18 protein-coding genes and 1 CRISPR repeat array are annotated in these 23,434 nt (G+C 50.6%); of the genes, 3 read left to right on the forward strand and 15 right to left on the reverse strand.

Annotation, left to right across the window (positions count from 1 at the left end; genetic code table 11):
• Positions 1-216: 216 nt before the first annotated feature.
• The 5 genes from ACTCIA_RS05395 to ACTCIA_RS05415 all read right to left on the reverse strand — a co-directional run bounded on the left by ACTCIA_RS05395 (position 217) and on the right by ACTCIA_RS05415 (position 6,480).
• Positions 217-1,386, reverse strand: a complete 1,170-nt coding sequence (locus ACTCIA_RS05395; protein ID WP_463000775.1) for an alginate export family protein — start codon at positions 1,384-1,386, stop codon at positions 217-219.
• Positions 1,379-1,606, reverse strand: coding sequence for a hypothetical protein (locus tag ACTCIA_RS05400; protein ID WP_463000776.1), 228 nt, complete (start codon positions 1,604-1,606; stop codon positions 1,379-1,381). Before ACTCIA_RS05400 ends, ACTCIA_RS05395 begins: the two co-directional genes overlap by 8 nt.
• Positions 1,607-1,989: 383 nt before the next feature.
• Positions 1,990-2,835: a sugar phosphate isomerase/epimerase family protein gene (locus ACTCIA_RS05405; RefSeq protein ID WP_463000777.1), complete on the reverse strand. Its 846-nt coding sequence runs from the start codon at positions 2,833-2,835 to the stop codon at positions 1,990-1,992.
• A complete protein-coding gene (locus tag ACTCIA_RS05410; protein WP_463000778.1) occupies positions 2,832-3,983 on the reverse strand; it encodes an inositol-3-phosphate synthase in 1,152 nt (383 codons plus the stop codon). The genes ACTCIA_RS05405 and ACTCIA_RS05410 overlap by 4 nt, the downstream gene beginning before the upstream one ends.
• A 1-nt stretch (position 3,984) precedes the next feature.
• A complete protein-coding gene (locus tag ACTCIA_RS05415) occupies positions 3,985-6,480 on the reverse strand; it encodes a heavy metal translocating P-type ATPase (RefSeq protein WP_463000779.1) in 2,496 nt (831 codons plus the stop codon).
• A 219-nt stretch (positions 6,481-6,699) separates the two neighbouring features.
• Between ACTCIA_RS05415 and ACTCIA_RS05420 the strand changes: the two genes are divergently transcribed.
• A complete protein-coding gene (locus ACTCIA_RS05420; protein WP_463000780.1) occupies positions 6,700-7,686 on the forward strand; it encodes a helix-turn-helix transcriptional regulator in 987 nt (328 codons plus the stop codon).
• Positions 7,687-7,820: 134 nt separating this feature from the next.
• Positions 7,821-12,392: a CRISPR direct-repeat array (repeat unit 37 nt; unit sequence GCTTCAATGAGGCCACGGCCGGAAGGCCGTGGAATAC).
• Positions 12,393-12,607: 215 nt separating this feature from the next.
• Here the strand turns inward: ACTCIA_RS05420 and cas2 are convergent.
• Genes cas2 through cas3g form a run of 6 tightly spaced genes read right to left on the reverse strand, consistent with a single transcriptional unit; the run spans position 12,608 to position 20,670 of the window.
• Complete coding sequence (cas2, locus tag ACTCIA_RS05425) at positions 12,608-12,901, reverse strand: CRISPR-associated endonuclease Cas2 (RefSeq protein ID WP_463000781.1); 294 nt, start codon at positions 12,899-12,901, stop codon at positions 12,608-12,610.
• A 5-nt stretch (positions 12,902-12,906) separates the two neighbouring features.
• Complete coding sequence (gene cas4g/cas1g / locus ACTCIA_RS05430) at positions 12,907-14,595, reverse strand: CRISPR-associated endonuclease Cas4g/Cas1g (protein ID WP_463000782.1); 1,689 nt, start codon at positions 14,593-14,595, stop codon at positions 12,907-12,909.
• A gap of 3 nt (positions 14,596-14,598) precedes the next feature.
• Positions 14,599-16,023 (reverse strand): type I-G CRISPR-associated protein Csb2, encoded by a 1,425-nt coding sequence (gene csb2, locus ACTCIA_RS05435; protein ID WP_463000783.1) that lies wholly within the window; start codon positions 16,021-16,023, stop codon positions 14,599-14,601.
• On the reverse strand, positions 16,020-17,105 hold the full coding sequence (gene cas7g, locus ACTCIA_RS05440; protein ID WP_463000784.1) for a type I-G CRISPR-associated RAMP protein Csb1/Cas7g: 1,086 nt from the start codon (positions 17,103-17,105) through the stop codon (positions 16,020-16,022). Before cas7g ends, csb2 begins: the two co-directional genes overlap by 4 nt.
• 12 nt (positions 17,106-17,117) lie before the next feature.
• Positions 17,118-17,909, reverse strand: coding sequence for a hypothetical protein (locus ACTCIA_RS05445; protein WP_463000785.1), 792 nt, complete (start codon positions 17,907-17,909; stop codon positions 17,118-17,120).
• On the reverse strand, positions 17,902-20,670 hold the full coding sequence (gene cas3g / locus ACTCIA_RS05450; protein ID WP_463000786.1) for a type I-G CRISPR-associated helicase/endonuclease Cas3g: 2,769 nt from the start codon (positions 20,668-20,670) through the stop codon (positions 17,902-17,904). The genes ACTCIA_RS05445 and cas3g overlap by 8 nt, the downstream gene beginning before the upstream one ends.
• A 394-nt stretch (positions 20,671-21,064) precedes the next feature.
• Here cas3g and ACTCIA_RS05455 point away from each other — a divergent pair, with 394 nt between their 5' ends.
• Together ACTCIA_RS05455 and ACTCIA_RS05460 are read left to right on the forward strand one after the other, a co-directional pair.
• On the forward strand, positions 21,065-21,451 hold the full coding sequence (locus ACTCIA_RS05455; protein ID WP_463000787.1) for a type IV toxin-antitoxin system AbiEi family antitoxin domain-containing protein: 387 nt from the start codon (positions 21,065-21,067) through the stop codon (positions 21,449-21,451).
• Positions 21,444-21,866, forward strand: coding sequence for a nucleotidyl transferase AbiEii/AbiGii toxin family protein (locus ACTCIA_RS05460; RefSeq protein ID WP_463000788.1), 423 nt, complete (start codon positions 21,444-21,446; stop codon positions 21,864-21,866). The genes ACTCIA_RS05455 and ACTCIA_RS05460 overlap by 8 nt, the downstream gene beginning before the upstream one ends.
• Positions 21,867-21,988: 122 nt before the next feature.
• Here the strand turns inward: ACTCIA_RS05460 and ACTCIA_RS05465 are convergent, their stop codons facing one another.
• From ACTCIA_RS05465 to ccoS, 4 genes are all read right to left on the reverse strand, one after another.
• On the reverse strand, positions 21,989-22,504 hold the full coding sequence (locus ACTCIA_RS05465; protein WP_463000789.1) for a c-type cytochrome: 516 nt from the start codon (positions 22,502-22,504) through the stop codon (positions 21,989-21,991).
• Positions 22,501-22,728 (reverse strand): hypothetical protein, encoded by a 228-nt coding sequence (locus ACTCIA_RS05470; protein WP_463000790.1) that lies wholly within the window; start codon positions 22,726-22,728, stop codon positions 22,501-22,503. The genes ACTCIA_RS05465 and ACTCIA_RS05470 overlap by 4 nt, the downstream gene beginning before the upstream one ends.
• Before the next feature lie 2 nt (positions 22,729-22,730).
• Positions 22,731-23,006, reverse strand: coding sequence for a hypothetical protein (locus ACTCIA_RS05475; protein ID WP_463000791.1), 276 nt, complete (start codon positions 23,004-23,006; stop codon positions 22,731-22,733).
• Positions 23,007-23,175: 169 nt separating this feature from the next.
• Entirely contained in the window at positions 23,176-23,433 is a 258-nt protein-coding gene (gene ccoS / locus ACTCIA_RS05480; RefSeq protein ID WP_463000792.1) for a cbb3-type cytochrome oxidase assembly protein CcoS, read from the reverse strand.
• Position 23,434 lies beyond the last annotated feature (1 nt).

Raw genomic sequence — 23,434 nt, forward strand, 5'->3', positions numbered from 1 at the left:
AGTCTTTTTTACAGGCAGTGTTAAGTTTTAAGTGATTAAGTGTTAAGTAAAATCAATAAGTTATTTGTTTATTGGTTGGCGGTTATCTCCGATTTGAGATTTTTTACGCTTCCATCATAATTTGATGTGCTTGTAAAAAGTCGATTTTCAGCTCTTTTGGGTGAAAAAGAAGGCCCGGCTGCTGCCGGGCCTTCATGTCAGATGAAGCTCTGGTTTTTAAAAACCATAGCGCACGCGTGCCGTGGTGCGGAATACGTCTTCTTTCTCCTCGGTTTCACTGAAATAGCCCATTGCGTCGTCTGCGAAAAGGTAGCCCGCGTTTAAGGCCACTTCAAGGTTGGAATAAAGCTTGTGGGAAATGTAGGCGTCGATTTCCAGGCCCAGCTTGTCTTCTCCGTTGGGAAGGTCCTCTGCTGTCATGGCATAGATAAGCGCGCCGCCTATGGTTGTTTTTTCGGTTGCCTTGTAATCAGCCCCCAGCCTGTTGAAAATCATTCCCCTGTCCAAAATGTAGGGAGCTTCGGTGAAGTAGTTGTCATCCGTGTATCCGCCCTCGAAAAAGATGATGCTGTCAAAGGTATCCACATCAGTTGCCGTGAAGTTGTCCCGGTCGCCTTCATCAGGTTCGTCGTCTCCTGAGGCGTACCAGCCGGTATAGGTCAGCTTCAGCCGGTCAATGTTAACCCCCACGTCCGCATGGAGGAAAAATGCGCTGATATCCTGGTCGTCTATGGTTGCATTTTTAATTTCCCCGCCCTGATACATCAGGTCCCAGTTCACAAAAAAATCCCCAAAGTCTGTGGGGGTATTAAATGAGCCGTCAATGCCCAGGGTGTATATGTCAAACTCGCTTGCACCGAACTGTTTAACCAGGTAATTGGAGCCAAAATAATTGCCGCCAAGATCTGAATTCTCACCGCTTTCACGGGAATCAGACCTCTGATACAAACCGAATACACCTGATTCAACGTCTTGTGCGGGGGGAAAATCTCCCCTGACAAGGAAGCTGTCAATGTCTTCGAGCAGATCATCATCATCGTCGCTATTAAAAAATTCTCTGCCGCGCATCCAGGCAAGCCTGTAATCAAAAGCATCAGCCTTGCCCTTATACTGAACACCCATTGCGGTTTCTTTCCACACGTAACTGTTTACCGCAAAGGGCTGCAGGCCGATAAACACCCGTCCGTCAGAGTTCGGAACAGCAAAATCAGTGTATGCCATGCGGGTCTCGACGTTTACGCCGTCGCCTGAAAAGGCGCCTCCTTTACCACCGTCGCCGTAGCGCAGTGCGCCGAGCTCAATTGCATATGTCCCCTTGACAGCCCCGTCGTTGGTGGCTGCAGTGGCCCACAGGCGGTACTTGATGTCCCCCCAGATCTCATCCACCCCGTCTTCCTGAAGGGCTTTCCTGAAGAGGATCTCCATCATCATCTACAGCATTTTGATAAAATCTAACGCCCTCAACATGTGAATACATATTTGCCTGATTTGTATATAAATTAAAACGATTGTTTAAGTCACCGTGAAATTCGATTTCCGCGGCGCCAGCCTGTGTGCATAATCCTGCGGCAAATACTGCAGCCAGAACAGCAATAAACTTTTTCATTGTTTTCCCCCCTCTGATTGAAAGTTGAAAATCATGGCAAAATCCGCACATGCTTCTTCATCCTGCAACTAAACGGGAAAATCCGAAATCACCTCCTTTCACCTAAAGCATCTTTATCTGAAAACAGGCGTACTGTGGATTGGCCGGATATTATGAGGGTGTGAACAACGATTACCTGTTTTAACGAAGTTTAACTTCAGGCTGGCATATTTTCAACAATATTTTTGATACCCAAACCGGATGATTTCGTAAAATGCTTTTTACCGCATCAGCGTCTTTTTCAGGAAGGAAGCCCGGAAACTTCTATAACCGACAAATAATAAAAAATAATTTCTTGATTTTACTTAACACTTAACGCTTAAAACTTAAAACTGAAAGGGGCATCACGCGATAGTAAGCCCGGCTTGAGCAAACAAGGGCCGCAGATGCTCCAGGCTTTTTCTGCCGGCGATTTCCGGAGCATTAACATAAGGGTAAAGCTCCAGGGAAATATCGCCGTCATAGCCGAGATTTTTCATGACAGCAAACACTTCGGCAAAATCAATTGCCCCGTCTCCGGCCACAAGATGCTGATGGATACGGCTGTTGCCGATGTCTTCGATGTGCACGTGCCCCACCCATTCAAAAAGGGTTTCAAACGCAGCAGCCGGATTTTCGCCGGCACAGAAAAAATGGCCGATGTCAAAATTGATCCCTGCCATGGGGGAATCAATGCGCCGGATAAAATCAAGAAACTCGGATGTGCGTTCAATCATCAGATCCGGCTCCGGCTCCACCAGCACCCGGATGTTGAGTTCCTCTGCCAGGGGGATGACCTGCTCGATGCCTTTGTGAAACAGCATCATGGATTCATTGCGCGATGCCCCGTCAAGGGGTCCGCCCGGTGGCACGGAGATGTTTTTGGCCCCGAGAAACGAAGCGATCCGCAGACAGTCAAGGGTATGATCAATGCGCATCTGCCGCCTTTTCGGATCCGGCTCGATCCAGGAGGGCAGATAGGTGTCACCCACGGCAAACAGGGTAAAGCTGTTTAAGTTGGTGACAGCCAGGTTGTGTTCATCCAGCAGGGACTTGACTTTGGCCAGCCGGGTTTGGTCATAATCCGGGGGATAGAGGTGCGGCCGGTCGCACATGATCTCCACGCCGAAAAATCCCAGGTTTGCGATTTTCTGTATGGATTGATCAAGACTGTAGCTTGTAAACGCGTTGGTGCTGTAGCCGAATATCACGGGCAGATCTCCTTTTCGAGTTTCTCCAAAGCTGCCATCTGTTTTTCAAAGCCCACCGGTCCGTTCTGTCCCACGGGCTTTTTAAAGAAAAACGCCAGTTCCGGCACCGGGCCGGAGCGCCCGGCCAGGGTCAGGGCCGCCATCCACCGGGCCAGATCCATGACCATGGGCGCGGCCAGAATCGAGTCCCGGCCCTGAAGGTTGATCCGCATGCTCATGGGCATGCCGAAAATCCCCTCAAAATCGATCACGTCCCAGGCCTCCTTGGCATCACCCCGGGGCGGGTAATAGTCGATGTGCACCTTGTGGGCGGACGTGTTGTGGCGTTTTTCACCTGGCGCGTATCCGAGCACCTCTTCGAGGACCCCGGTCTTGTTGTCAAGCTTACAGGCTGCGTGCTGCGGGTCCATGAGATTTTCCCCGTCCGCGTTGCCCAGGATGTTTAAACTGTACCAGCCGTTGACATGCAGGCGACGGGCCAGAAGCGATGAGGCCAGCACCACTTTGAAATAGGTCTGGCCGGTCTTGCCGTCTTTTCCGGCCAGGGGCACCCCGGCGGCAACCGCTGCACTGACAAGGGCCGGGATCTCCAGGTCATTGGGCGTGAAATTGACCACTGCAATGCCCGATTCCACGGCAGCGGCCGCATACACGATATCGGCCGGCACCCGGGCACCTTTTTCATACAACTGCTCAAGGGTTGAAAATCCGTGCAGATCATGGCAGACGCCTGCGGGCAAAAGATTGGCAAAAACCGGCACCAGGCCGGGATGCTGGTTTTGAAAAGCCGCCATATCGGCTTTGACCTGCGCCACCTGCTCTTTTACCCCCATACCCGCATCCGGTGCCGGCCGGACATCAATTTTGTTTAATTCCGGTATGCAGGGCTCCCAGAGGCTTTTTTCCAAAACCCCGCATCGGTCAAGGGCCCTGTCAAAGGAAGCCGAATCCGTGTCCCATCCGGCCACGGCCATTTGCCCGGCTTTGCCCAGAAAGGGAAATTTATCCCGTGTTGTCAGATACGGCAGCACGGTTTCAGGCCGGGTTTGCATGATGGCTGCAGCTGCGGCCACGGTTGAGCCGATGGCGCCCTTTATGCCTGCGGCCAGAAGAAGCACGCCTTTTTTGGATTTTTCGGTATTTGTCATGTCATCCTGTCTGCTGTTTTTCCCTGGAGATGAGCACCAGGGTGTTGCCGGTCACACTCAGGCTGCTGGCCATCATGGCGGCCACGGCCACCAGGGGGTTTAACAGCCCGCTCATGGCCACCGGTATGGCCACGGCATTGTAGATAAAGGTAAACCAGAGATTTTGGCCCACGGTTGCCGTCACCCGCCTGGCAAGCGCCTGAAAATCGATCATCCGCGCGGGATCGCTTCCCATAAGCGTTACATCCGAGGCCCGGCGGCCGATGTTGTTTCCGCTGTGCACGGCAATTCCAAGATCTGCGGCAGCAAGGGCCGGAGCATCGTTGATTCCGTCGCCCACCATGGCGGCAAAATATCCCCGGGTTTTCAAGTTTGTTACAAAATCCGCCTTATCCGCCGGGGTCATATCACCCCGGCTTTCGTCAATTCCCAGGGCCCGGCCCACGGCCCGGGCGGTCTGCGTGCTGTCTCCGGAAACAAGGGCCACCTGGATGCCCTGATCTTTTAAAGCCCGGACCAGCCCGGAAGCCGATTGTCCGGGCAAATCCCCGAAACAAAAAATGCCTGCAACAATGCCGTCCACAGACATATACACATAAGACAAATACGGGGTCTGCGTCAACTCCGGGATGCCGGGCAATTTTTCCGCTTCCTGAAGTTCCCGGCCCAAAAACGTCTCCGAGCCCATCCGGACCCGTTTCTGGTCCATGCGGCCGCAAATCCCGTTTTCCTCTTCCGTGACATCCGAGACACGCGCAGGTGCGATTTTCTGCTTTTCCGCGGCATCCAGTACGGCCCCGGCCACCCGGTGACCCGAGCCGGCCTCCAGGCCGGCGGCAATGCCAAGAAGCGTGTTTGCATCCCGGCCGCCGAGGGGATAAACCTCTGCCAACTTCCAGTTGCCGGCAGTCAGGGTGCCGGTTTTGTCAAACACCACGGCATTGACCCGGCCAATGCGTTCAAACGCGGTAAAATCATGGATGAGAATGCCCCTTTGCGCCGACAGGGAAATCCCGGCCACCCGGGCCAGGGGAATGGCCACACCCAGGGCGCACGGACAGGAGATCACCAGCACGGTCACCGCCCGGATCAGCGACTCGCGAAAATCCAGCCCCGCGGCAAACCAGGCCGCACCGGTCAATACCGCCAGCAGCACCACCGCGGGCACAAAATACCGAAGCACCCGCTCTGATGCATCCTCCACCCCGGTCTTTTTTTCCAGGGCATCTTCCATCACGGAAATCAATTGACCGGCCGTGGACGCCTCTCCCACGGCTGTTGCCCGAACCCGCAGGTCCCCGGCAATCAGCCGGGTGCCGCTGCTGACCGGATCACCCGAATTTTTAACCACCGGCCGGGCCTCGCCTGTGAGGGTACTTTCATCGGCCCGGCCCTGCCCGGATACCACCACGCCGTCTGCTGCCACGGCATCGTTTTCCAGAACCCGGAAAACATCGCCTTTGCCAAGCATCCGGGCGTCTACAAACCGCCCGCCCGGGCTGTCTTTGGTGCAGATCCGGACCTTTTTGGGCAGCAGGTCAAACACACCGCTGATCCGGGCCTGGATTTTGTCTTTGACCCACTGCTCGGCCGCTTTGCCGCCGAGCACCAGGGTAATGAGCATGGATGCGGTGTCAAAATAGAGATGAATGCTGTTGTGATAAAAATGATAAAGGCTGTAGAAAAAGGCCGCGCCCGCCCCAAGGGAAATTAAGGCTTCCATGCCCGGGGCGCCGGCCGCCACCCCGGAAAAGGCCTTTTGGTGAATGGGGGCCCCGCCGTAAACAAACACAATTGCGGCCATCACCAGAATCGGCCAGGAAATGTATGCGGTGCCGGCCGCGGAAAGTTCGGTGAAAAAACCGGAATACAGGGAAAAGGAGAGCATCATCACGTTCATGGTCAAAAACGCGCAGACCCCCAGCCGCAGATATGCCGCCGCCGTTGCCCCGCCAGTGCCCTCCCCGGCCGGAGCGGCCTGATAGCCGAGTTTGGCAATGGTCTTGAAAATTGTGTGGGGGGCGTTTTTCACCGGGTCATAGACCACCCTGGCCCGGTCTGTCACAAACCGGCAGTCCGCACTGAAAACCCCGGGCTGCTGTCTGAGGGATTCCTCGATCACCCATGCGCATGCCGGACACCACATCCCGTAAAGATCCAGATCCAGGGTCAGGCACCGGTCTGCTGAAAACCCGGGATTCTCATGGGCCTTCTGTTTTTCCGCATCCCGCTTTGCTCCGGCCGCAGTCGCATTTTCGCCGCCCTCCCGCTCTTCCAGATCCTGCTGGGATGCCGGAATGATCCCGGCGTCCACACACCGCTGAAAAATCTCGGTTTCCCGAAAACCAGCCGGATCCGTGGCCCCCGAGGCCTCCATGATCATGGAATATACCTGCCTGCAGCCCTTGCAGCAAAACACCAGCCTGCGCCCTTCTATCTCGTCTTCCACAGCTGTCTGCCGTATCACCAGACCGCATAAATCACAGGTTTGCTTCATTTTCCGGGCAAGCTTTCCAGACAAGAAAAAGATGGGTTCTCTGTTGAACAATAAGCATCCAAACTTGTATAAAGAAAAATACCACGAAAACAGTTTAAAAACAAATTATTGCCAGAGGGTAGGCTTGCTGATGCAGTAAAGGGGGAAAAATTCGGCCAAATGGGTCAATCCCTATCCAAAGGAGCCATAGAAATCAAAGCAAACAAGGAGGCGGTTGGAATGTCCAGGGGACAGCAGATCATACGGCAATGGCGAATTTTGCATTATCTGGAATCAAGCGGAATGGGCCTTTCCGCCGCAGAACTGGCGTGTAAAGAAAACTGCAGCCGGCGCACCATTTATCGGGACCTGATTGCCCTCCAGGAAGTCGGTTTTCCAGTTTACAATCCTGACAGCGACGGCAGCAGGGGACGATGGGCACTCCTGCACGGTCGCGGAAGAAACCTGCCTTTACCGATACCCTTGGGTGAAGCCATGGCTCTTTATATATCACGCAATGTATTCAAGGTGTTCGAACATACCTTTATCTACAACGATTTGGATTCATTCTTCAAAAAAATAAAAACATTTTTACCTCCCGGATTCATTAAATTTATCAATGAAGTGGAGAACAATCTATATATAAAACCGAGACCATACAAACAATCCAGACAGAGCCTTTCCGAACTTTTGACTACCCTTCATAAAGCCATTAATGAAAACCGCTCCATAGCAATCACCTATCACACCATGAGCCGCAACCGGATTACCCAGAGACAAATCGATCCATACGGAGTGCAGTACTTTGACGGAAGTTTTTACGTTATCGCCAATTGCCAATTGAAAAACACTGTCCGCATTTTCGCTCTTGACAGAATAAAAAACTACCGGCTCACCAATGAAATGTTTAAGCGCCCTGAAAACTTTTCCACTCGTCAACACATGAACGACAGTTTCGGCATTTTTCAAGGATCTCCCACTCCTGTAAGAATCCGATTTTCCCAACAGGTGGCCGGATATATCAAAGAAAAAAAATGGCATGAATCCCAGGTTCTCACCGAAAACCCAGATGGCTCTCTTGATTTCGAAGTTGTGGTCGCAGGCACTCAAGAAATCCGATTCTGGCTTCTCAGCTGGGGTGCCAATGCGGAAGTCCTGGCCCCCGACTCCCTCAGGCAGGATATAAAAAACGAAATCGACGCCATGCAGGTTCACTACAGCTCGTAAACCTGAAGCCGCATATTGTGCAGATTTAAAAACGCTCCTCCACTCCGGCCAATCACTCATATGGCTTCAGGCCAAATAATAAATTATTGTATTCACATCGACGGTATTTGCCTTTTTGACCCCCTGTGGGGCCAGCTTCAATGAGGCCACGGCCGGAAGGCCGTGGAATACCATAGACAAGCCCTGATTTTTCATCCTCTGCGGAAGCTTCAATGAGGCCACGGCCGGAAGGCCGTGGAATACTGACGAACCCTTGCCATTTTGAGGTGACAGATGAATGCTTCAATGAGGCCACGGCCGGAAGGCCGTGGAATACTTTCCGCCAAGCTCACATGCACCTGGATCTGGAGAAAGCTTCAATGAGGCCACGGCCGGAAGGCCGTGGAATACAAATCAATGCCAAACACAGAAACGGAAGCATCGTAGCTTCAATGAGGCCACGGCCGGAAGGCCGTGGAATACTGCTATCTGGGATTCGGGCATTTCAGGGGATAAGAAGCTTCAATGAGGCCACGGCCGGAAGGCCGTGGAATACTCGGTCAATCTGCGATGCAGTCCGGCTTTGACGGTGGCTTCAATGAGGCCACGGCCGGAAGGCCGTGGAATACGGAAAACTCGGGCAGAATCTTCCTCAAATGTTTTGCGGCTTCAATGAGGCCACGGCCGGAAGGCCGTGGAATACGACCGGTTCCGGGGATCGTCTTGGATGTCATTAAAGCTTCAATGAGGCCACGGCCGGAAGGCCGTGGAATACTCCGGGGATTTGGATTTTCAAACAAGTTCGGGGATAGCTTCAATGAGGCCACGGCCGGAAGGCCGTGGAATACCCAGATCCGCCACGGAATTAACAGCCCTGGCACAACGCTTCAATGAGGCCACGGCCGGAAGGCCGTGGAATACCTGGAATAAAATCGTTGCCCGAAACCGCCAGAAGGTGCTTCAATGAGGCCACGGCCGGAAGGCCGTGGAATACGGAGACGCCATTCTGTGAGATTTGCGGAGACACAAAGCTTCAATGAGGCCACGGCCGGAAGGCCGTGGAATACCAGGTATGGCGATTCCACCGGAATCTGGCGAATTAGCTTCAATGAGGCCACGGCCGGAAGGCCGTGGAATACGTCTGCGGCGATATCACGGACCAGGACGTTATCAACTGCTTCAATGAGGCCACGGCCGGAAGGCCGTGGAATACAGCGATCTGTTTGGTCTGTATCCACATACCCATATTGCTTCAATGAGGCCACGGCCGGAAGGCCGTGGAATACTGTTTGCTGCCCCTCCGACACTGACGCCGGAGAGGTTGCTTCAATGAGGCCACGGCCGGAAGGCCGTGGAATACAGATGGCGATCAACTCGCGCTGCACCATGTTGAAAGCTTCAATGAGGCCACGGCCGGAAGGCCGTGGAATACTTAAGCCTATTATATCAAGAGAAGGAGGGAAAGCCCGCTTCAATGAGGCCACGGCCGGAAGGCCGTGGAATACCAAAAATGGCTATCAAAAAGGGCCAGACCTACCACAGCTTCAATGAGGCCACGGCCGGAAGGCCGTGGAATACTGGGTAATCACACGGATTATCTGCTTAATCTGCTTGGCTTCAATGAGGCCACGGCCGGAAGGCCGTGGAATACGCAGTAAAGGAAGCCCATAATGCGTTTATTAGGGCGCTTCAATGAGGCCACGGCCGGAAGGCCGTGGAATACTTTGATACGCATATCTTTTTAGTGTTCCTGGCTTTGCTTCAATGAGGCCACGGCCGGAAGGCCGTGGAATACCACGTCCTGCCATATATTGTTTACTGTAACGCTCATTGCTTCAATGAGGCCACGGCCGGAAGGCCGTGGAATACCGCCCGTAATGAGCTAGCAACTCGTAATGGAAAATGGCTTCAATGAGGCCACGGCCGGAAGGCCGTGGAATACCATGTCAGGCGTGTCGAATATATCCTTCAGCTCTGGCTTCAATGAGGCCACGGCCGGAAGGCCGTGGAATACTCAGCAAGTGCCCTTCGCCCATACTGGCTGGTTTGACGCTTCAATGAGGCCACGGCCGGAAGGCCGTGGAATACCAAGGGGCATGACTGCCTTGTTGGATGCCGTGGGAAGCTTCAATGAGGCCACGGCCGGAAGGCCGTGGAATACGTGGCGGCGAGGGCTTGCTGTCCGGCATGGGGTCAGGCTTCAATGAGGCCACGGCCGGAAGGCCGTGGAATACTCCCTTTCCGGGGACCTGGACAAGCGCAAGAATTTCGCTTCAATGAGGCCACGGCCGGAAGGCCGTGGAATACATCCCGCCACCTATCTTTTTGCCTATTTTTTAACCAAGCTTCAATGAGGCCACGGCCGGAAGGCCGTGGAATACGGTGCTGATCATGACACAGATTGACGCCCAATTTCCTGGCTTCAATGAGGCCACGGCCGGAAGGCCGTGGAATACGTTTGGACTTGGTGTTTAATGAAAGCCAACCATGAAGGCTTCAATGAGGCCACGGCCGGAAGGCCGTGGAATACCGTTTCACTATCAACCAACCCACCAACTGCGTTAACGCTTCAATGAGGCCACGGCCGGAAGGCCGTGGAATACTTCCGGGTCCGGGTGCAACTTCCAGCGATATTGCCAGCTTCAATGAGGCCACGGCCGGAAGGCCGTGGAATACGGCGCAGAAATAAAGTTTTTTGATTGGCCTATAAAGCTTCAATGAGGCCACGGCCGGAAGGCCGTGGAATACACTCTGGCAAATACTCCAATCAAAGCCGGCGATGGAGCTTCAATGAGGCCACGGCCGGAAGGCCGTGGAATACAAAGTTTCTGTAAAAGGCCCGTACTCATGCCTTTACCGCTTCAATGAGGCCACGGCCGGAAGGCCGTGGAATACAAAGTACCGATGGAAGGTATCAGCACACATCGCGGCGGCTTCAATGAGGCCACGGCCGGAAGGCCGTGGAATACTTTATATTAGTTTGACATTGAGCTTTTGCCCAATGTGCTTCAATGAGGCCACGGCCGGAAGGCCGTGGAATACTACCCCATTATTTTAAAACAGATGAAGAACTTGAAAGCTTCAATGAGGCCACGGCCGGAAGGCCGTGGAATACGAAAAGGCGACTGTCGATATTATCAACCGGCACATGCTTCAATGAGGCCACGGCCGGAAGGCCGTGGAATACACTGGCTTCTAAACATATTACACGAGCTTTGCCGGGGGCTTCAATGAGGCCACGGCCGGAAGGCCGTGGAATACACAGCTTAGCCAGCTTCTGCAGTTCAGCATGGACCGATGGCTTCAATGAGGCCACGGCCGGAAGGCCGTGGAATACTTCTTCCCGAGGCCCCCTGCGTGATATTGAAAAATGGCTTCAATGAGGCCACGGCCGGAAGGCCGTGGAATACTTCGGAGTTGGCCGTGGTCAACGCGGCTGCAAAGCGGCTTCAATGAGGCCACGGCCGGAAGGCCGTGGAATACGAAATAACAGGCCGTCAATCTCGTTATACCCCGGCAGCTTCAATGAGGCCACGGCCGGAAGGCCGTGGAATACTGCGTTAATCTGCTTTGCTTTCATCGTCCGCGCCTATGCTTCAATGAGGCCACGGCCGGAAGGCCGTGGAATACAGTGTAGCGGGGGGAATATATGTATTGTCAAAAAGAGCTTCAATGAGGCCACGGCCGGAAGGCCGTGGAATACATGGGGAGCTATCCCTGCTCCTATGTGGCAGCTGTGCTTCAATGAGGCCACGGCCGGAAGGCCGTGGAATACTTTTGCATTTGGTAATGGCTGGACATGCCGCCGACATGCTTCAATGAGGCCACGGCCGGAAGGCCGTGGAATACCCCAGATCGAATTGAGTTTGTAACGCAAAATCAATGGCTTCAATGAGGCCACGGCCGGAAGGCCGTGGAATACGTGCGTAAGCTGCTTGAATGTTGACCAGCCGAGTGGGCTTCAATGAGGCCACGGCCGGAAGGCCGTGGAATACGTCGGTCTGAGCCGCAAGGGTCCATGGCGTTTATCCGCTTCAATGAGGCCACGGCCGGAAGGCCGTGGAATACATTTTATAGCTGGAAGTATCCCCGCCGGGTACAACTGCTTCAATGAGGCCACGGCCGGAAGGCCGTGGAATACTTTTAAAATCCTCAAAAGCCTTGTTCAGGCTATCAAAGCTTCAATGAGGCCACGGCCGGAAGGCCGTGGAATACAAATAGTTATCGCATTTTGTGTGTTCTATAGCCTGGGCTTCAATGAGGCCACGGCCGGAAGGCCGTGGAATACGGAGCAATCCTGGAAACGGCATAGCCGTACTATTGGGCTTCAATGAGGCCACGGCCGGAAGGCCGTGGAATACCAAGAGATTTTTACATAAAAATTTTCCCGGATATAAGCTTCAATGAGGCCACGGCCGGAAGGCCGTGGAATACAGCGGGGCTTGACTATCAATGATGCCCTGGTGATTTGGCTTCAATGAGGCCACGGCCGGAAGGCCGTGGAATACTACTGGTAAAGAAAACTGGTAATGCCTGGTAATGAAGCTTCAATGAGGCCACGGCCGGAAGGCCGTGGAATACTTGGCGCATTGCTTTGCCTGATCGCCCCATATCGACGCTTCAATGAGGCCACGGCCGGAAGGCCGTGGAATACATGGATGGAAAGCCCGGTGGAGCCGCTGGAATTGAGGCTTCAATGAGGCCACGGCCGGAAGGCCGTGGAATACAGCGACCCAGTAATCACCTTAATTGACAAGCTATTATACTGCCGCCTGCGAGCACCCGGATATTGCATTCCAAATTCTGCTTCACAGCATGCTTGCCTGTATTGTTTTCCGATTGTATCCTTTTGATTTTCAAAGAACAATACCGTTTTCGAGCGATGACTGAAAAATTTCCGGCATTCCACCGCTCGAAAAGGTTCCGGCAAAAAAATGCCAGACTATATAATCGTTGCTTTTCGTACAACCGTATCAAAGGATTTCCCCAAACTTTTAAACCGCAAGGCCACACAGTCAGATGGACCGAGATCGGCAATCAACACATGATCTTCGCCCTTCTTGATGCAATCTTCCAGGGCATGCTCCATGCGCAGCAATTGCTGCTTGCTCAAAACACACTGAAACACCGACAGCTGCACCCATTGCCCAAAGGACTTAACCGTTTTATAAACCTGCCGCCATCTTTTCTGATCACAGATATCATACACCACTATGTATAAATGATCTTCAGCCATTCACCTTACCGAGTCATAAAATCCGGGTAATAGTCTATCTCTTCGGCCAGATATCGGGCCAGCAGCCTAGCTTGCACTTCGAAAACCCTCCGGTAACTTATTTTATAACCAAATATCGGATGGGCGATCTCCTGAGCCAGCCGCCTTTCAAATGTCTGAATAAATCTTTTCTTGCCGGGTCCGGAAAAAACACACCCCAAGGGTGTTTTCTGAAAATCTGCGGGTTTTACCTCACCGTTATTAATAGCCATTAAAACAACTGAATCCGCCACCAAAGGCCGAAAGGACTCCATCATATCCAGGGCCAGCGCCGGGCGACCAAAACGGGGCTGATGAAAAAATCCGCGGTAAGGGTCAAATCCCACGTTTGCCAAGGCATTTGTCCACTCCCGCGTTAGCATGGCATAAGCAAAGGAAAGCATGGCATTAACACTGTCTTTGGGGGGTCGGCGGTTCCGGCCTGAAAAATCAAAAGAGAAACTGCTTTCCGCCCCTCCTTCCGCAAGCATACTCGTAAATTTGCTGAAATATGCTGCGGCCGCACCTCCCTCGATACCAAGAAGGCTCGACAGGCTGTCTGCACGGCTGACCTTTTCCTTATATTGATTCAAGGCGATGAGCACAGCGTCGTTGGACTTATTTCGCATATTACGGCGCAGCAATGTTCTGCAATTGGCAATCTTACTTTGGACAAAATGCCGGGCAAGCCCTAAACAGCATCCCGGATCAAAGCTTTTCTGATACTGAAATGCACGCAACTCAACATTCTTGTGCCATGGTCCGTCTGTTCGGCCGACAAACCACCCGCCGCTACTGTGGTAATTAACCGACACGCCCCGACGGATCAGTTCATGAACAGTGGGCGTTGAAATTCCAACCGGGCCAAACAGCGCCACCTGGGAGATCTCTTCCAGCCGGGCCTCACCGAGCTTGTCGTCATCTTTTCTTATTTCCAGAACCCCGCCTGTTTTTTTGATACGGGCACCCGGCTCCTGGACATACAATGGAAATGCATCCTCGCACCGTGGCACAATCGCCCGCGGTGCCTGATTCTCCTTCTTGAAAAAAGCAATCTCATCGGGCATACAGATGGAAACCAGTGAACACCTGGGGCAGCGGGTACTGTTTTCGAAAGGCTCGGGAATAGAAGCATCCGCTCGTTGCATCTGATGCAACCCGTTGATAGCCTCCATTGTCTGCTGAATCAGTTCCTCATCAAAGGCAACAGGCACCCGCTCTTTTGATCCGGCAAAATAAATAACCCCTTCATCACATGCATATCCATTATCCTGCAGAATGAGACCCTGGCAGCACAACTGCACCAGATCAGATTCCCACGCCCCCTTGGCCACATGCGGCCGCTTGCCTTTTTTATACTCCACCGGCACCACCCGCTCATCATAAAGCTCCAACAAATCAACCCTGGCAATGACACCCAGCCCATCCGAACTCATAGAAACTGAACGCACCTTCCGCCCGCCCAGCACCCCCAGGTCAGCCTCGTCCGGAAACCGCCCCGGTTCATCCACGCGTCGATGCGTCCTTTTTCCCTTTATCGTATCCACAGATTCTGCCCATTCTCCCTGGACCCACATCAAATAAACCAATCTGGGACAATAGGCGTATTCATTCACCATCCGGGCAGGGATTAATATTGATTCCATCCGGCTGGGATCAGTATCTTTTTTATACAAATCTCACTCCATTTTGGGTGCAAAAAGCCCCAGCCCGAAATGACGACCGGCGCCAATGGCAAGTGGACCAGAAATCGCAGTTTTCCATCTTAATTGCACATGCATCCCTGGATTGCCTCTGAGATATTGGGGCAAACAGTAAGAACGCAATGAAAAGCATCCGGTGTAAAAAGGTGCTTTCTGCAAATACATATCTTCAACATCATCCTCGGCAAATCCTGCTTGCTGCAAAGATTTCAAAACCAGCTTTTCCGCTTTCCTATATTTTAAATCATCAAACCCGGGTAAAACGACGGGCGTTACAGTCTGAAACAGCCTGGCCTCTTTTATATATTGCCGAATCACTTTGTCGGGTTTGGCCATTGGCTGCAACCTCGCCCGAGGCATCCCATCTTTATCCGTTAAAAGGGCGTTGGCCAATGTCCGTCTTGCCCAGGCAGCATACTCTCGCTCATCACCATAAGGTTCAGCAATTATAAACCGCCGAATTCTGCCGTCAGCATATTGATGGCCAATCGAGGGCATTGGTAAATATGAAAACCGCGCGGGATTTCCCTCCTTTTTCATTTGAGAAGAAATGTGCCCGGCCACATACACCTCTGAATCTCCTGGGAAGGAACCCGTTTTCGCAGTTTCACAAGCCTGACCCCGAACCCAGGCTGCGACTTGCATCACTTGCCTCTGGTCAAAACTAGCCCATCGGTCAGAATCATCATCCGGGCGAAGCAGATTGAAAGAAACGAATTTCCGTTCAATCGCATCGACCCTGGCATAAGCAATCTCTGAAAATTCTATTGGTTTACGCCCTGGATGATAGACATTACCTTTAAATCGATGGACAAAAGTTTGATAGGCGCTCACAAGATCGGCAAATGACCCTTGCCGCGGGCACCGGAGGACTTTTCTGGAATTAACGGCTGGTTTCCAGTGATTGCCATTGTAACTTCCAATTAATTTTTGCGCATCCCCTTCAGATAAAATATGTCCTGTGCCGGCAACCAGATCAATTCCCCAGCCGACAGCAGACAATAATTGTGCCAGACCGCCTGTTTTTGTCGCAACAGCTATATCCTCTGCCTTTATTTTCCAAAGATAATGGACAGGAACATTTCTGGGGATATGAATCGGGCGAAAAACTTTTTCAGTTAAGCGTTGCTGCCGGTTAAATTTCTTGTCAGAATCATTGGTTGGAACATATGTCGACCACCTGCGCGCCTCTTTTACCCTGGGTGATAATATTTCCGGCGCAGAAACTTGTTCCAGCCATTGAAAAAGACCTTTTGAATCTATCCCATTGCGCGATGATGCGGCAATAAGTGCCTGAAACAACCTGTATGGAGACGGAGGCCATTCCGGTTCATCATCAGCCTGGCCATGAAACCATTCATCCAGAAAATGAAGTGTAATGCAAAGCGTTTTCATAATCATTCGCTTTCCTTGGATTTGTCCTTTTTCTTTAACGCCTCTTTGGCCTTCTTGGAATCAAATGTAAATTTTCTGATTTCCAAATTAACACCAAACACTTCTGATGCCTTTCTGGCAAATAAAACAGCTTCATCATGAGATAGGCGAAAAGGCTCCCTTTTTCCGTCTGTATTGACCAGTTCCAAAGAAGCAGGGTTTTCCGGATCACCTGTTAGTTCACAACCCATTCGTAAAAGAGGGTCCTGGGGAGCGGTAAAAACAATCAAAGACAAGCCCAAAATATACCGGCGCAAATTCATTGTCTCTTCATCATTTATACTACGTAATGTGCGTAATGCGGAAAGACTCAACACCGCTTCCCGGACAATTTGACTGTCGTGGTCCAGCACAACACCCCCAACCTTACCGGTGGATGGCACATGACCCATTCCTTCATCGGCAAATTTTTTTCTTTCTTTTTCGCCCAGCTTTTCAAATGCTTCTTCATATTGCTCTGTTGCCGGCACATACTGGGCCGAACGCCTTAACTGGTGAACGTTATAGGCTCTGATAGTGGACCTTACGATACGAGGTATCTTTTCATAAGTGCCGCGGGAGTCCCAACAACCAAAAACCAGTGAAGTCGGTGCAAGTTTGGCCAGCTGCGAAGCATCTCCTTTTTTTACGGCCTGAAAGGCAGTTTCTATTTCATTAGCCCCATCTGAAAAACGAACTGCCGCATCGGCAATGCGATGGCCCGCATCAAGCAAATCAACCGTATCAAGCAGTTCTCCTTTTTGCTGCCCTTGTGATGCTGGCTTGCGTATTTCAATGGTAATCTGCGGGATAAGATCCCGATAAGGCGCCTCTTTAAAAATCGGTTCCATACGATTGGCCTGAGAACCAACACTGTCAATTGTACAAACAGTCTTAAATTCATCCGATCGCTCAATAGTGTCAATATTGTACCCGATACCCGCGTAGGTTGGTGGAAAAATAACTGACTTGTCGCCTTCAACCGGCTTTAACTGCTGACGCATCACTATAGCAGCGTTAACTTTATTGTTAATAACATCATCAAATCGAGTGCTCACTTGCTCAGTCATGATTCTACTCCTTTATTGTGTTAGTCTTCTGGAAGGGGCAAAGCCTTTGTATCTGCCCTGTGGGTCTCTTTTATACATTTGAAAATTAAAACCTTGTGCAGAAATATTGAATAAAGGCTGTCCCACGGCAATTGCGGCTACAGAAGCAGGCAAAGGTTTAAGCCAAACATAATAGACTCGATCAAGACGATTTACGCCTTTTTGAGGACAGAACCGCTGAACCCCTATCAGAGATAGCAGCTCTAAAAATATGGGCGGTTCTCTAAAAAGGCGTCCTTCCTGAACATCCATGGAAAAACCAGCATCTATGGCATCTTCCGCACGTTGAATACTAAATGCAGTTACAGCTTTATCCAAGAATCCGAAATAATTTAACAAATTATTATTGCAGATTTCTGGTATGGCGTTTTGCAAAGACTGCAAAATTTCAAAAATATTTTGCTTCCCTGCAAATGTTTTTACCAGGTTGTTCTGTGGAAAAGGCCTTCGCCAATCAAGGGCAATATTAAACGGTTCCCCTAAGATAACCGGCCCCTCCTTAGATATAGGATCGGGTGTTGTGATCTCACATTTTTTTAAAAAGCTGATTATCGCCTCAAGGCCTACAGGTCCATCTTCATTAAATGCCGCAATTAGAAATTGAGATTGAGAATTATCAATACCTTCAAACCAGCCCAGGGCACGATTGCCGGGGCGGCTTAGCCGATGAGCCAGCTCCAGCAAGCCGCAACAGGCAAAAAACTGGCCCGGGTTATAAAGGTCCACCGGAATATTGATTGTTGGTTCCGGAGCTTGATTATTCATCACTCACCTCCTCACTTGCGCCCTGTTGAGCTGATGCAATACCGTCTGCCCGTCGAAGCAAGGACTCCAGCCAGGCAAGCTGCCAGTATCCGAAACGCTCCTGCAGTCGAGTATAACGCATCATAATGTCCAGGCTGACTTGTTGCCGGGTGGCCGCATCAATTTCAGGCGGAAAAGCGCTGTCTTCAAAATAAGGCCGGGCCCAGCCATGGTGAGTAGCAATTAAATGAAGTATCAAATCGTACTCGGGATGAATCCTTATGGTCTTCATATCCAGTGCCTGAAGAACACTGCCAAGCTCATGACGGTATCCATCCAGCATGCGCCAATTAATGCCACCAGCAGATGGTTTGGCAAAAAATGAAGTATTATTGGCATCAAAACCGGCTGCCCTCTGCCATCGCTGATGGTCCTTTCCCGTATCATGATGCCTGGCCGCCAGGAATAAAGCCTCGCGTATCTTCCCCGGCAAGGCGAGTTTCTTGACCATGATGTTCATGATATTGGCTACTTCCAGGTTGTGTTCTTCAACCGTTGGAATCTTGATCTTCTTTTTCTCAGGAGATCCCTTTTCCTTAAGAAGTACCAGCCAGCACTCTTGCAGATTGTCCTCATCCTCCCATTCTTTTGCCCTCCGGAATTTAATACTAAAAACCATTTTTTTCATATATTGCGTTTCTATTTTCCGGGAGGCATCCCGAAGCGAGGTCCATGAATGCCACTCATCTGCATTTCGCTCTTCCAGCTCCTCCGGAATGGTCATACCCTGCCAATCTGCTAACGGAACAAAATGATAGTCACTGCCAACACGTTCCAAAACCAGTCGCTGCAATGAGTCGTCTACCTCGTCGCAAACATCGTTAACCTCCTTCTTAATTTGGCCATCAAAAAATCCGTTCGGGCTTAATCCGCCCAGCTGGACAGGATAGATGATTGTGGCAAAATTGAGGAGACTGCTCTGTTTTACCAGATCAGCAATTTGAATCTTTTCTGCTTTTCCATCCGGAAACAGAATCAATGCCATCTCATCTTTATTATGTTCCGCCCACCTTTTCGCTTCTGTTTCCTTCCATAACCGAAAAGTCGGCATTCGCAATGTTTCTGCAGACGTGAGCCGGCATTTCTGAAACCATTTGGCAATCTCTTCATTGCTTAAATCCCCACTTGAAAGCAATGAGGCTTCCTGCCGCCATGCCATCCAGGTTTCCGGCAAATTTTCCTGAATACCATGCAACCATGGAGCGACTTCCGGCCGGCCCGAAAAGTCATTGAGCGAAGTCTGAGACCACATATCCAGCAAAATATCGGTGGTATCCACCATTTCAGGGGGGGGAGAAAAAGCTTTGGAGGAATCACTATTTTCCATTAGCTGCAAAAGGGCAGCAGGGCTGACATCGGAATTGCCCTCCTTTATTCTATCTTCAAGCAGACGCAAGGTTTTTTGCAGCGGCCCCTTCTTTTCCATTAGCAATCCTTTTTCATAGACAACATCCACCTGGGCTTCCGTTTGTCCGAAACGATTAACCCGGCCCAAGCGCTGTATCATGGAGTCAAGGGTTGTCAAATCGGATACCATATGGTCCGCATGAAGATTCATACCCACTTCTCCGGCTGAAGTTGAAATCAGATAAACACATTGCGCAGGATCAATTTTACCTGTAAACGGTCTCATACCCTGTGTATCAAGAAGAATATCCCGCTCGCGTCCTCGAATCTCGCCGGTTAATACAGTCACCAAGGATTCTTTATGGTTTTGCAGCTCCTCTTTTACTTTTTTAGGAATTGATGCTGAATTGTTTTCCTTTTTCCAGATTTCTTCTGAAGCCTTTTTTAATTTTTCAATCAGCAATTTATATATTTTGGTGACCTCTTGCGGGGATTGTACAAAAACAACAACCCTGCTATTGTTTTCATTATGCCTGAAAGCCAATTCAGCGAGTTTTTCTTTAACCGGTTTTTCCTTCTTATCAACCTTATGAAGATGAAGTCTCTTATGGGCATTCATTCTGGACTGCACCACCGGATGACGCCTATCATCACCATTAATTTGAAATCTTTTGTCGTTTCCTTGCCGGCTTGTGGCCGAAAGCTCAAGCACCTTCAAAAAAGGGGTGACAGTATTTGCTCTAAAGGCATTCTGAAAATATTGAACGCTGTGGAGTAGATTGCTGAAACCGGGGGTCAAATGGGCTTCATCATGTACGATTAAAGAATCACACCCCAGGATGCCGGCATTGAGCGGTCGGGCGCGTTTTGTGTCACCATAACCGGAAAATAACAACTTGCTGCCGATCATATCCACCGTCCCGATAATTACCGCAGGGGCCAAAGGATCAAAGCGCCATTGAAGGTTATCCGCCAACTCCCCACGGAGTGTACTTACCGCCAGCAAATTCCCTTCGTTGTTCTTTATCGTTGCCATCTTCCTGAGTTTGCTTGCCATGGGATATAACAAATTGCTTTCATAATTAATTGCATACCGAAGTTTATAGCAGATCTTGTTGACAATTTCTGTTGCCTGATCCACTATTGTCCGCCTATTGACCACATAAACCAGCCGTCTTGGCAGGTAAACGTCTTGATCTTTCCCGGCCAGCGCTATCAACCATATTGGAATTACAGAAGTTTTTCCTAATCCTGTGGGAATGTCACAAACCTTTGGGATAATACCTCTGATAAAATCATCGTATATTCGTTGTTGCCAGGGGAAGGGTTTATGGCCTGTCAAATCCGTAAAAATCTCGTTAAAATGAATTTCCATTTGCGTGATTCCTTTTGTTGCGGCTTGAGATATACTGACTAAAGACTTATATATGAAAATTTTGCAGCTTTTTATGCGATTAATTCGACAAAAATCGTTCTTTTCCAATAAATGAGCTAAAATTCCATAGAATCACTTTTTTTCATATACGTCAAACACTTATCGATTATTGGAAACGCTTGATTTGTTGAATTTCTTTGTGGCAGTCAGGCCAATGACAAAAAATATTACAGCCATGTTATATTTAATACCAGAGAGGTGTGACAGATCGGGTCACGGGGAATAGAAAAACAAATATTTTTTTTCGGATTTAAACACAAATCCTGTTTGACAATTCCCCTTGCTTGTTATATTTCTAAAAATCAGCATATTTGCTGCACAATGGAAATAAAATATGAACTGGGTTGAATTTAAAAACAAGATGCTGGACCTCGGCTGTTTCAGCATTCATCAGGTATATGCTTGGCAGCCGGGATTTGATCGCAATAACTTGGTCCGCTGGACGAAAAAGGGCTACCTCGTGCATCTGCGGCGCGGATGGTACGCCTTTCCCGAATATAAAAACAACCCGGATTTCGCTGAATATATCGCCGGCAAAATCTACAGCCCCTCCTACATCAGCCTGCACTCGGCACTTGCATTTTATGGATTGATTCCCGAATCCGTGGTCCAGATAACCAGCGTCACGTCACTGAAAACCGCCTCGTTTACAAACGACTTTGGTGAGTACTCCTACAAAAGCGTTTCGACGAAGTCTTTATTTCCCGGAACTTTTGTTTAATCTGGGCATTTCCGGACATCGGGAAGCGCGTTTCCTGCTGAAAATCGAATCCCAGGATCAGCAGACACCCTATGAACCCGTCATGGAATTCATCAGGGGCTGCGGTTTTTTCTTCCCGTTTCCGGTTCCGTCCGAAGCGGTACTGTGTGCCATGAAGATTGCCGCCATGCTCACCCGGGGCAAAGGACGTGATTATTACGATGTCATGTTTCTGCTGTCCCGGACAGAGCCGGATTATCAGTTTCTTGCCAGTCGCTGCGATATCCGCAACCTTGCTGAATTAAAAACTGCTGTTGAACAATCGCTGCAGGCTGTTGATCTGCGCCGAAGACAAAAGGATTTTGAACACCTTTTGTTTCATCGTGACAACAGTCGACGCATCCTGCATTTTGCAGAATTTATACGTTCCCTGTAAACTCAGCGTGTATTTACAGCTACCTCAAAGGAGGCATAAGCCACCCCAAAGCCCTTTTTCAACGCTGAACAGTAAACATCAAGCAGTCCTGAGCGCGACGATTGATGAAAAACGCCCTTTTTCTATTCGGAAAGAGATTTGACAAAGGCGATCACCCGCCAGCGGTCCTCGGGGGTGATGGAAGCATGCAGGGGCGGCTGGCGGCCGTTTGGGGTGCCGTAGCTGATGGAGTGAAACAGCTCGCCTTCATGCATGGACTGCACTGCACTGGATGTCAGGTCCGTGGGCAGGGGCGAAAAACTCTGGCCCACGGTTGCCATGCCGTCATAATTTTTTCCGTGGCAGTGAACACAGAACTGCGCATACACGGTTTTGCCCCGGGCAATGATATCCGCATCCGCCTGCGGCCAGGGAGAGCTGAGTTCTTCTGCCGGGGTTGCCCGCAGCTGGGCCTCGCCGCCGGAAAACGGCACCACGCCCTCGGCCATGGTATCCATGGGCCGTTCCTGGGGCTTGATGGCCGGGGTTTCCCACATGCGGCCGGCCGACATCAGGTTGTCGTAAACCGTGATCACAGCGTAGATGCCCACGGCCAGCACCACACCCAAAACCCCCAGTACCGCGATCCGCTTGATCATTTCCCGTCAGCTCCCCGGATATGCTGCGGATTGGGCAGCAGCTCATACCCGCCAAAAGGCGAGGAGGCCGGAATGTCTTTTACCGTGCCGTAGTCCCACCCGGGCTGGCCCAGATCGCCCACCACGGCAAAGGCAAAAAACCCCTTGGCCAGAATCAGCACCAGCAAAAGGCTGATAATCACCCAGGAACGCAGCACGCTTTCATGTTTGCTGTTTTCTTTCATCTCTAGATCACCACCTGAAACATTCCCATAAACAGGATGTAAAAAAACGCCCACACCACGGTGCCGGCAATGATAAAGGTCATGGCCAGGGGAAATGGCGCATTTCGGCTTTCAATCCCCTCGGGATAGGAATGCACGATTTCCTTCATGCGCTTTTGATCATTTCCGGACCGAAGATGCGAATACCCCAGGGCCAGGCCCAGGAGCAGGATGAATCCCAGGGCCGGAAACAGGTAAATAAACACATGGATATTGTTTAACAGTTCAAAAAACCGCATGATCTCACCTCTTTTCTAAAAGCCGGGCAGCCAAAAGCGCTTTCACAACAACGCTTTATTGAATATTTTCCATTTTAAGATATCTGCAATGCAATCTGACCGAACCCGTAGAATCTTCTACCTTTACTTAACCCTTAAAACTTAACACTTAACACTTAAAACTTTTAATCTAAAAAGATAACAGCGCAAAAACAAGCACTGCCGCACTTGCAGCCAGCCCGGCACTGGCCAGAAACCCGAGTGTGAGAAATTCCAGCCGCCCCATGCGCGAACTTTGAAGCTCGCCCGCATCCGGCTCATCTTCCAGGGGCAGAAAGCGCGCCCGCTGCTGTTCGGAAAACTGGCCGTTTTTCAGAGCCCAGACAAACAATATCACAGCAAGGAAAATCCCGATGCCCATATAGGCTGCAAAATAAGGAAAATACATC

Source organism: Desulfosalsimonas sp. (assembly GCF_055149105.1).

Excerpts from the sequence above, each read along its gene's own strand:
- ACTCIA_RS05400 (WP_463000776.1), bottom strand. The coding sequence starts at position 1,606 with ATGAAAAAGTTTATTGCTGTTCTGGCTGCAGTATTTGCCGCAGGATTA.
- ACTCIA_RS05410 (WP_463000778.1), bottom strand. The coding sequence starts at position 3,983 with ATGACAAATACCGAAAAATCCAAAAAAGGCGTGCTTCTTCTGGCCGCA.
- ACTCIA_RS05415 (WP_463000779.1), bottom strand. The coding sequence starts at position 6,480 with ATGAAGCAAACCTGTGATTTATGCGGTCTGGTGATACGGCAGACAGCT.
- ACTCIA_RS05420 (WP_463000780.1), top strand. The coding sequence starts at position 6,700 with ATGTCCAGGGGACAGCAGATCATACGGCAATGGCGAATTTTGCATTAT.
- cas2 (WP_463000781.1), bottom strand. The coding sequence starts at position 12,901 with ATGGCTGAAGATCATTTATACATAGTGGTGTATGATATCTGTGATCAG.
- csb2 (WP_463000783.1), bottom strand. The coding sequence starts at position 16,023 with ATGATTATGAAAACGCTTTGCATTACACTTCATTTTCTGGATGAATGG.
- cas7g (WP_463000784.1), bottom strand. The coding sequence starts at position 17,105 with ATGACTGAGCAAGTGAGCACTCGATTTGATGATGTTATTAACAATAAA.
- ACTCIA_RS05445 (WP_463000785.1), bottom strand. The coding sequence starts at position 17,909 with ATGAATAATCAAGCTCCGGAACCAACAATCAATATTCCGGTGGACCTT.
- cas3g (WP_463000786.1), bottom strand. The coding sequence starts at position 20,670 with ATGGAAATTCATTTTAACGAGATTTTTACGGATTTGACAGGCCATAAA.
- ACTCIA_RS05455 (WP_463000787.1), top strand. The coding sequence starts at position 21,065 with ATGAACTGGGTTGAATTTAAAAACAAGATGCTGGACCTCGGCTGTTTC.
- ACTCIA_RS05465 (WP_463000789.1), bottom strand. The coding sequence starts at position 22,504 with ATGATCAAGCGGATCGCGGTACTGGGGGTTTTGGGTGTGGTGCTGGCC.
- ACTCIA_RS05470 (WP_463000790.1), bottom strand. The coding sequence starts at position 22,728 with ATGAAAGAAAACAGCAAACATGAAAGCGTGCTGCGTTCCTGGGTGATT.
- ACTCIA_RS05475 (WP_463000791.1), bottom strand. The coding sequence starts at position 23,006 with ATGCGGTTTTTTGAACTGTTAAACAATATCCATGTGTTTATTTACCTG.
- ccoS (WP_463000792.1), bottom strand. The coding sequence starts at position 23,433 with ATGTATTTTCCTTATTTTGCAGCCTATATGGGCATCGGGATTTTCCTT.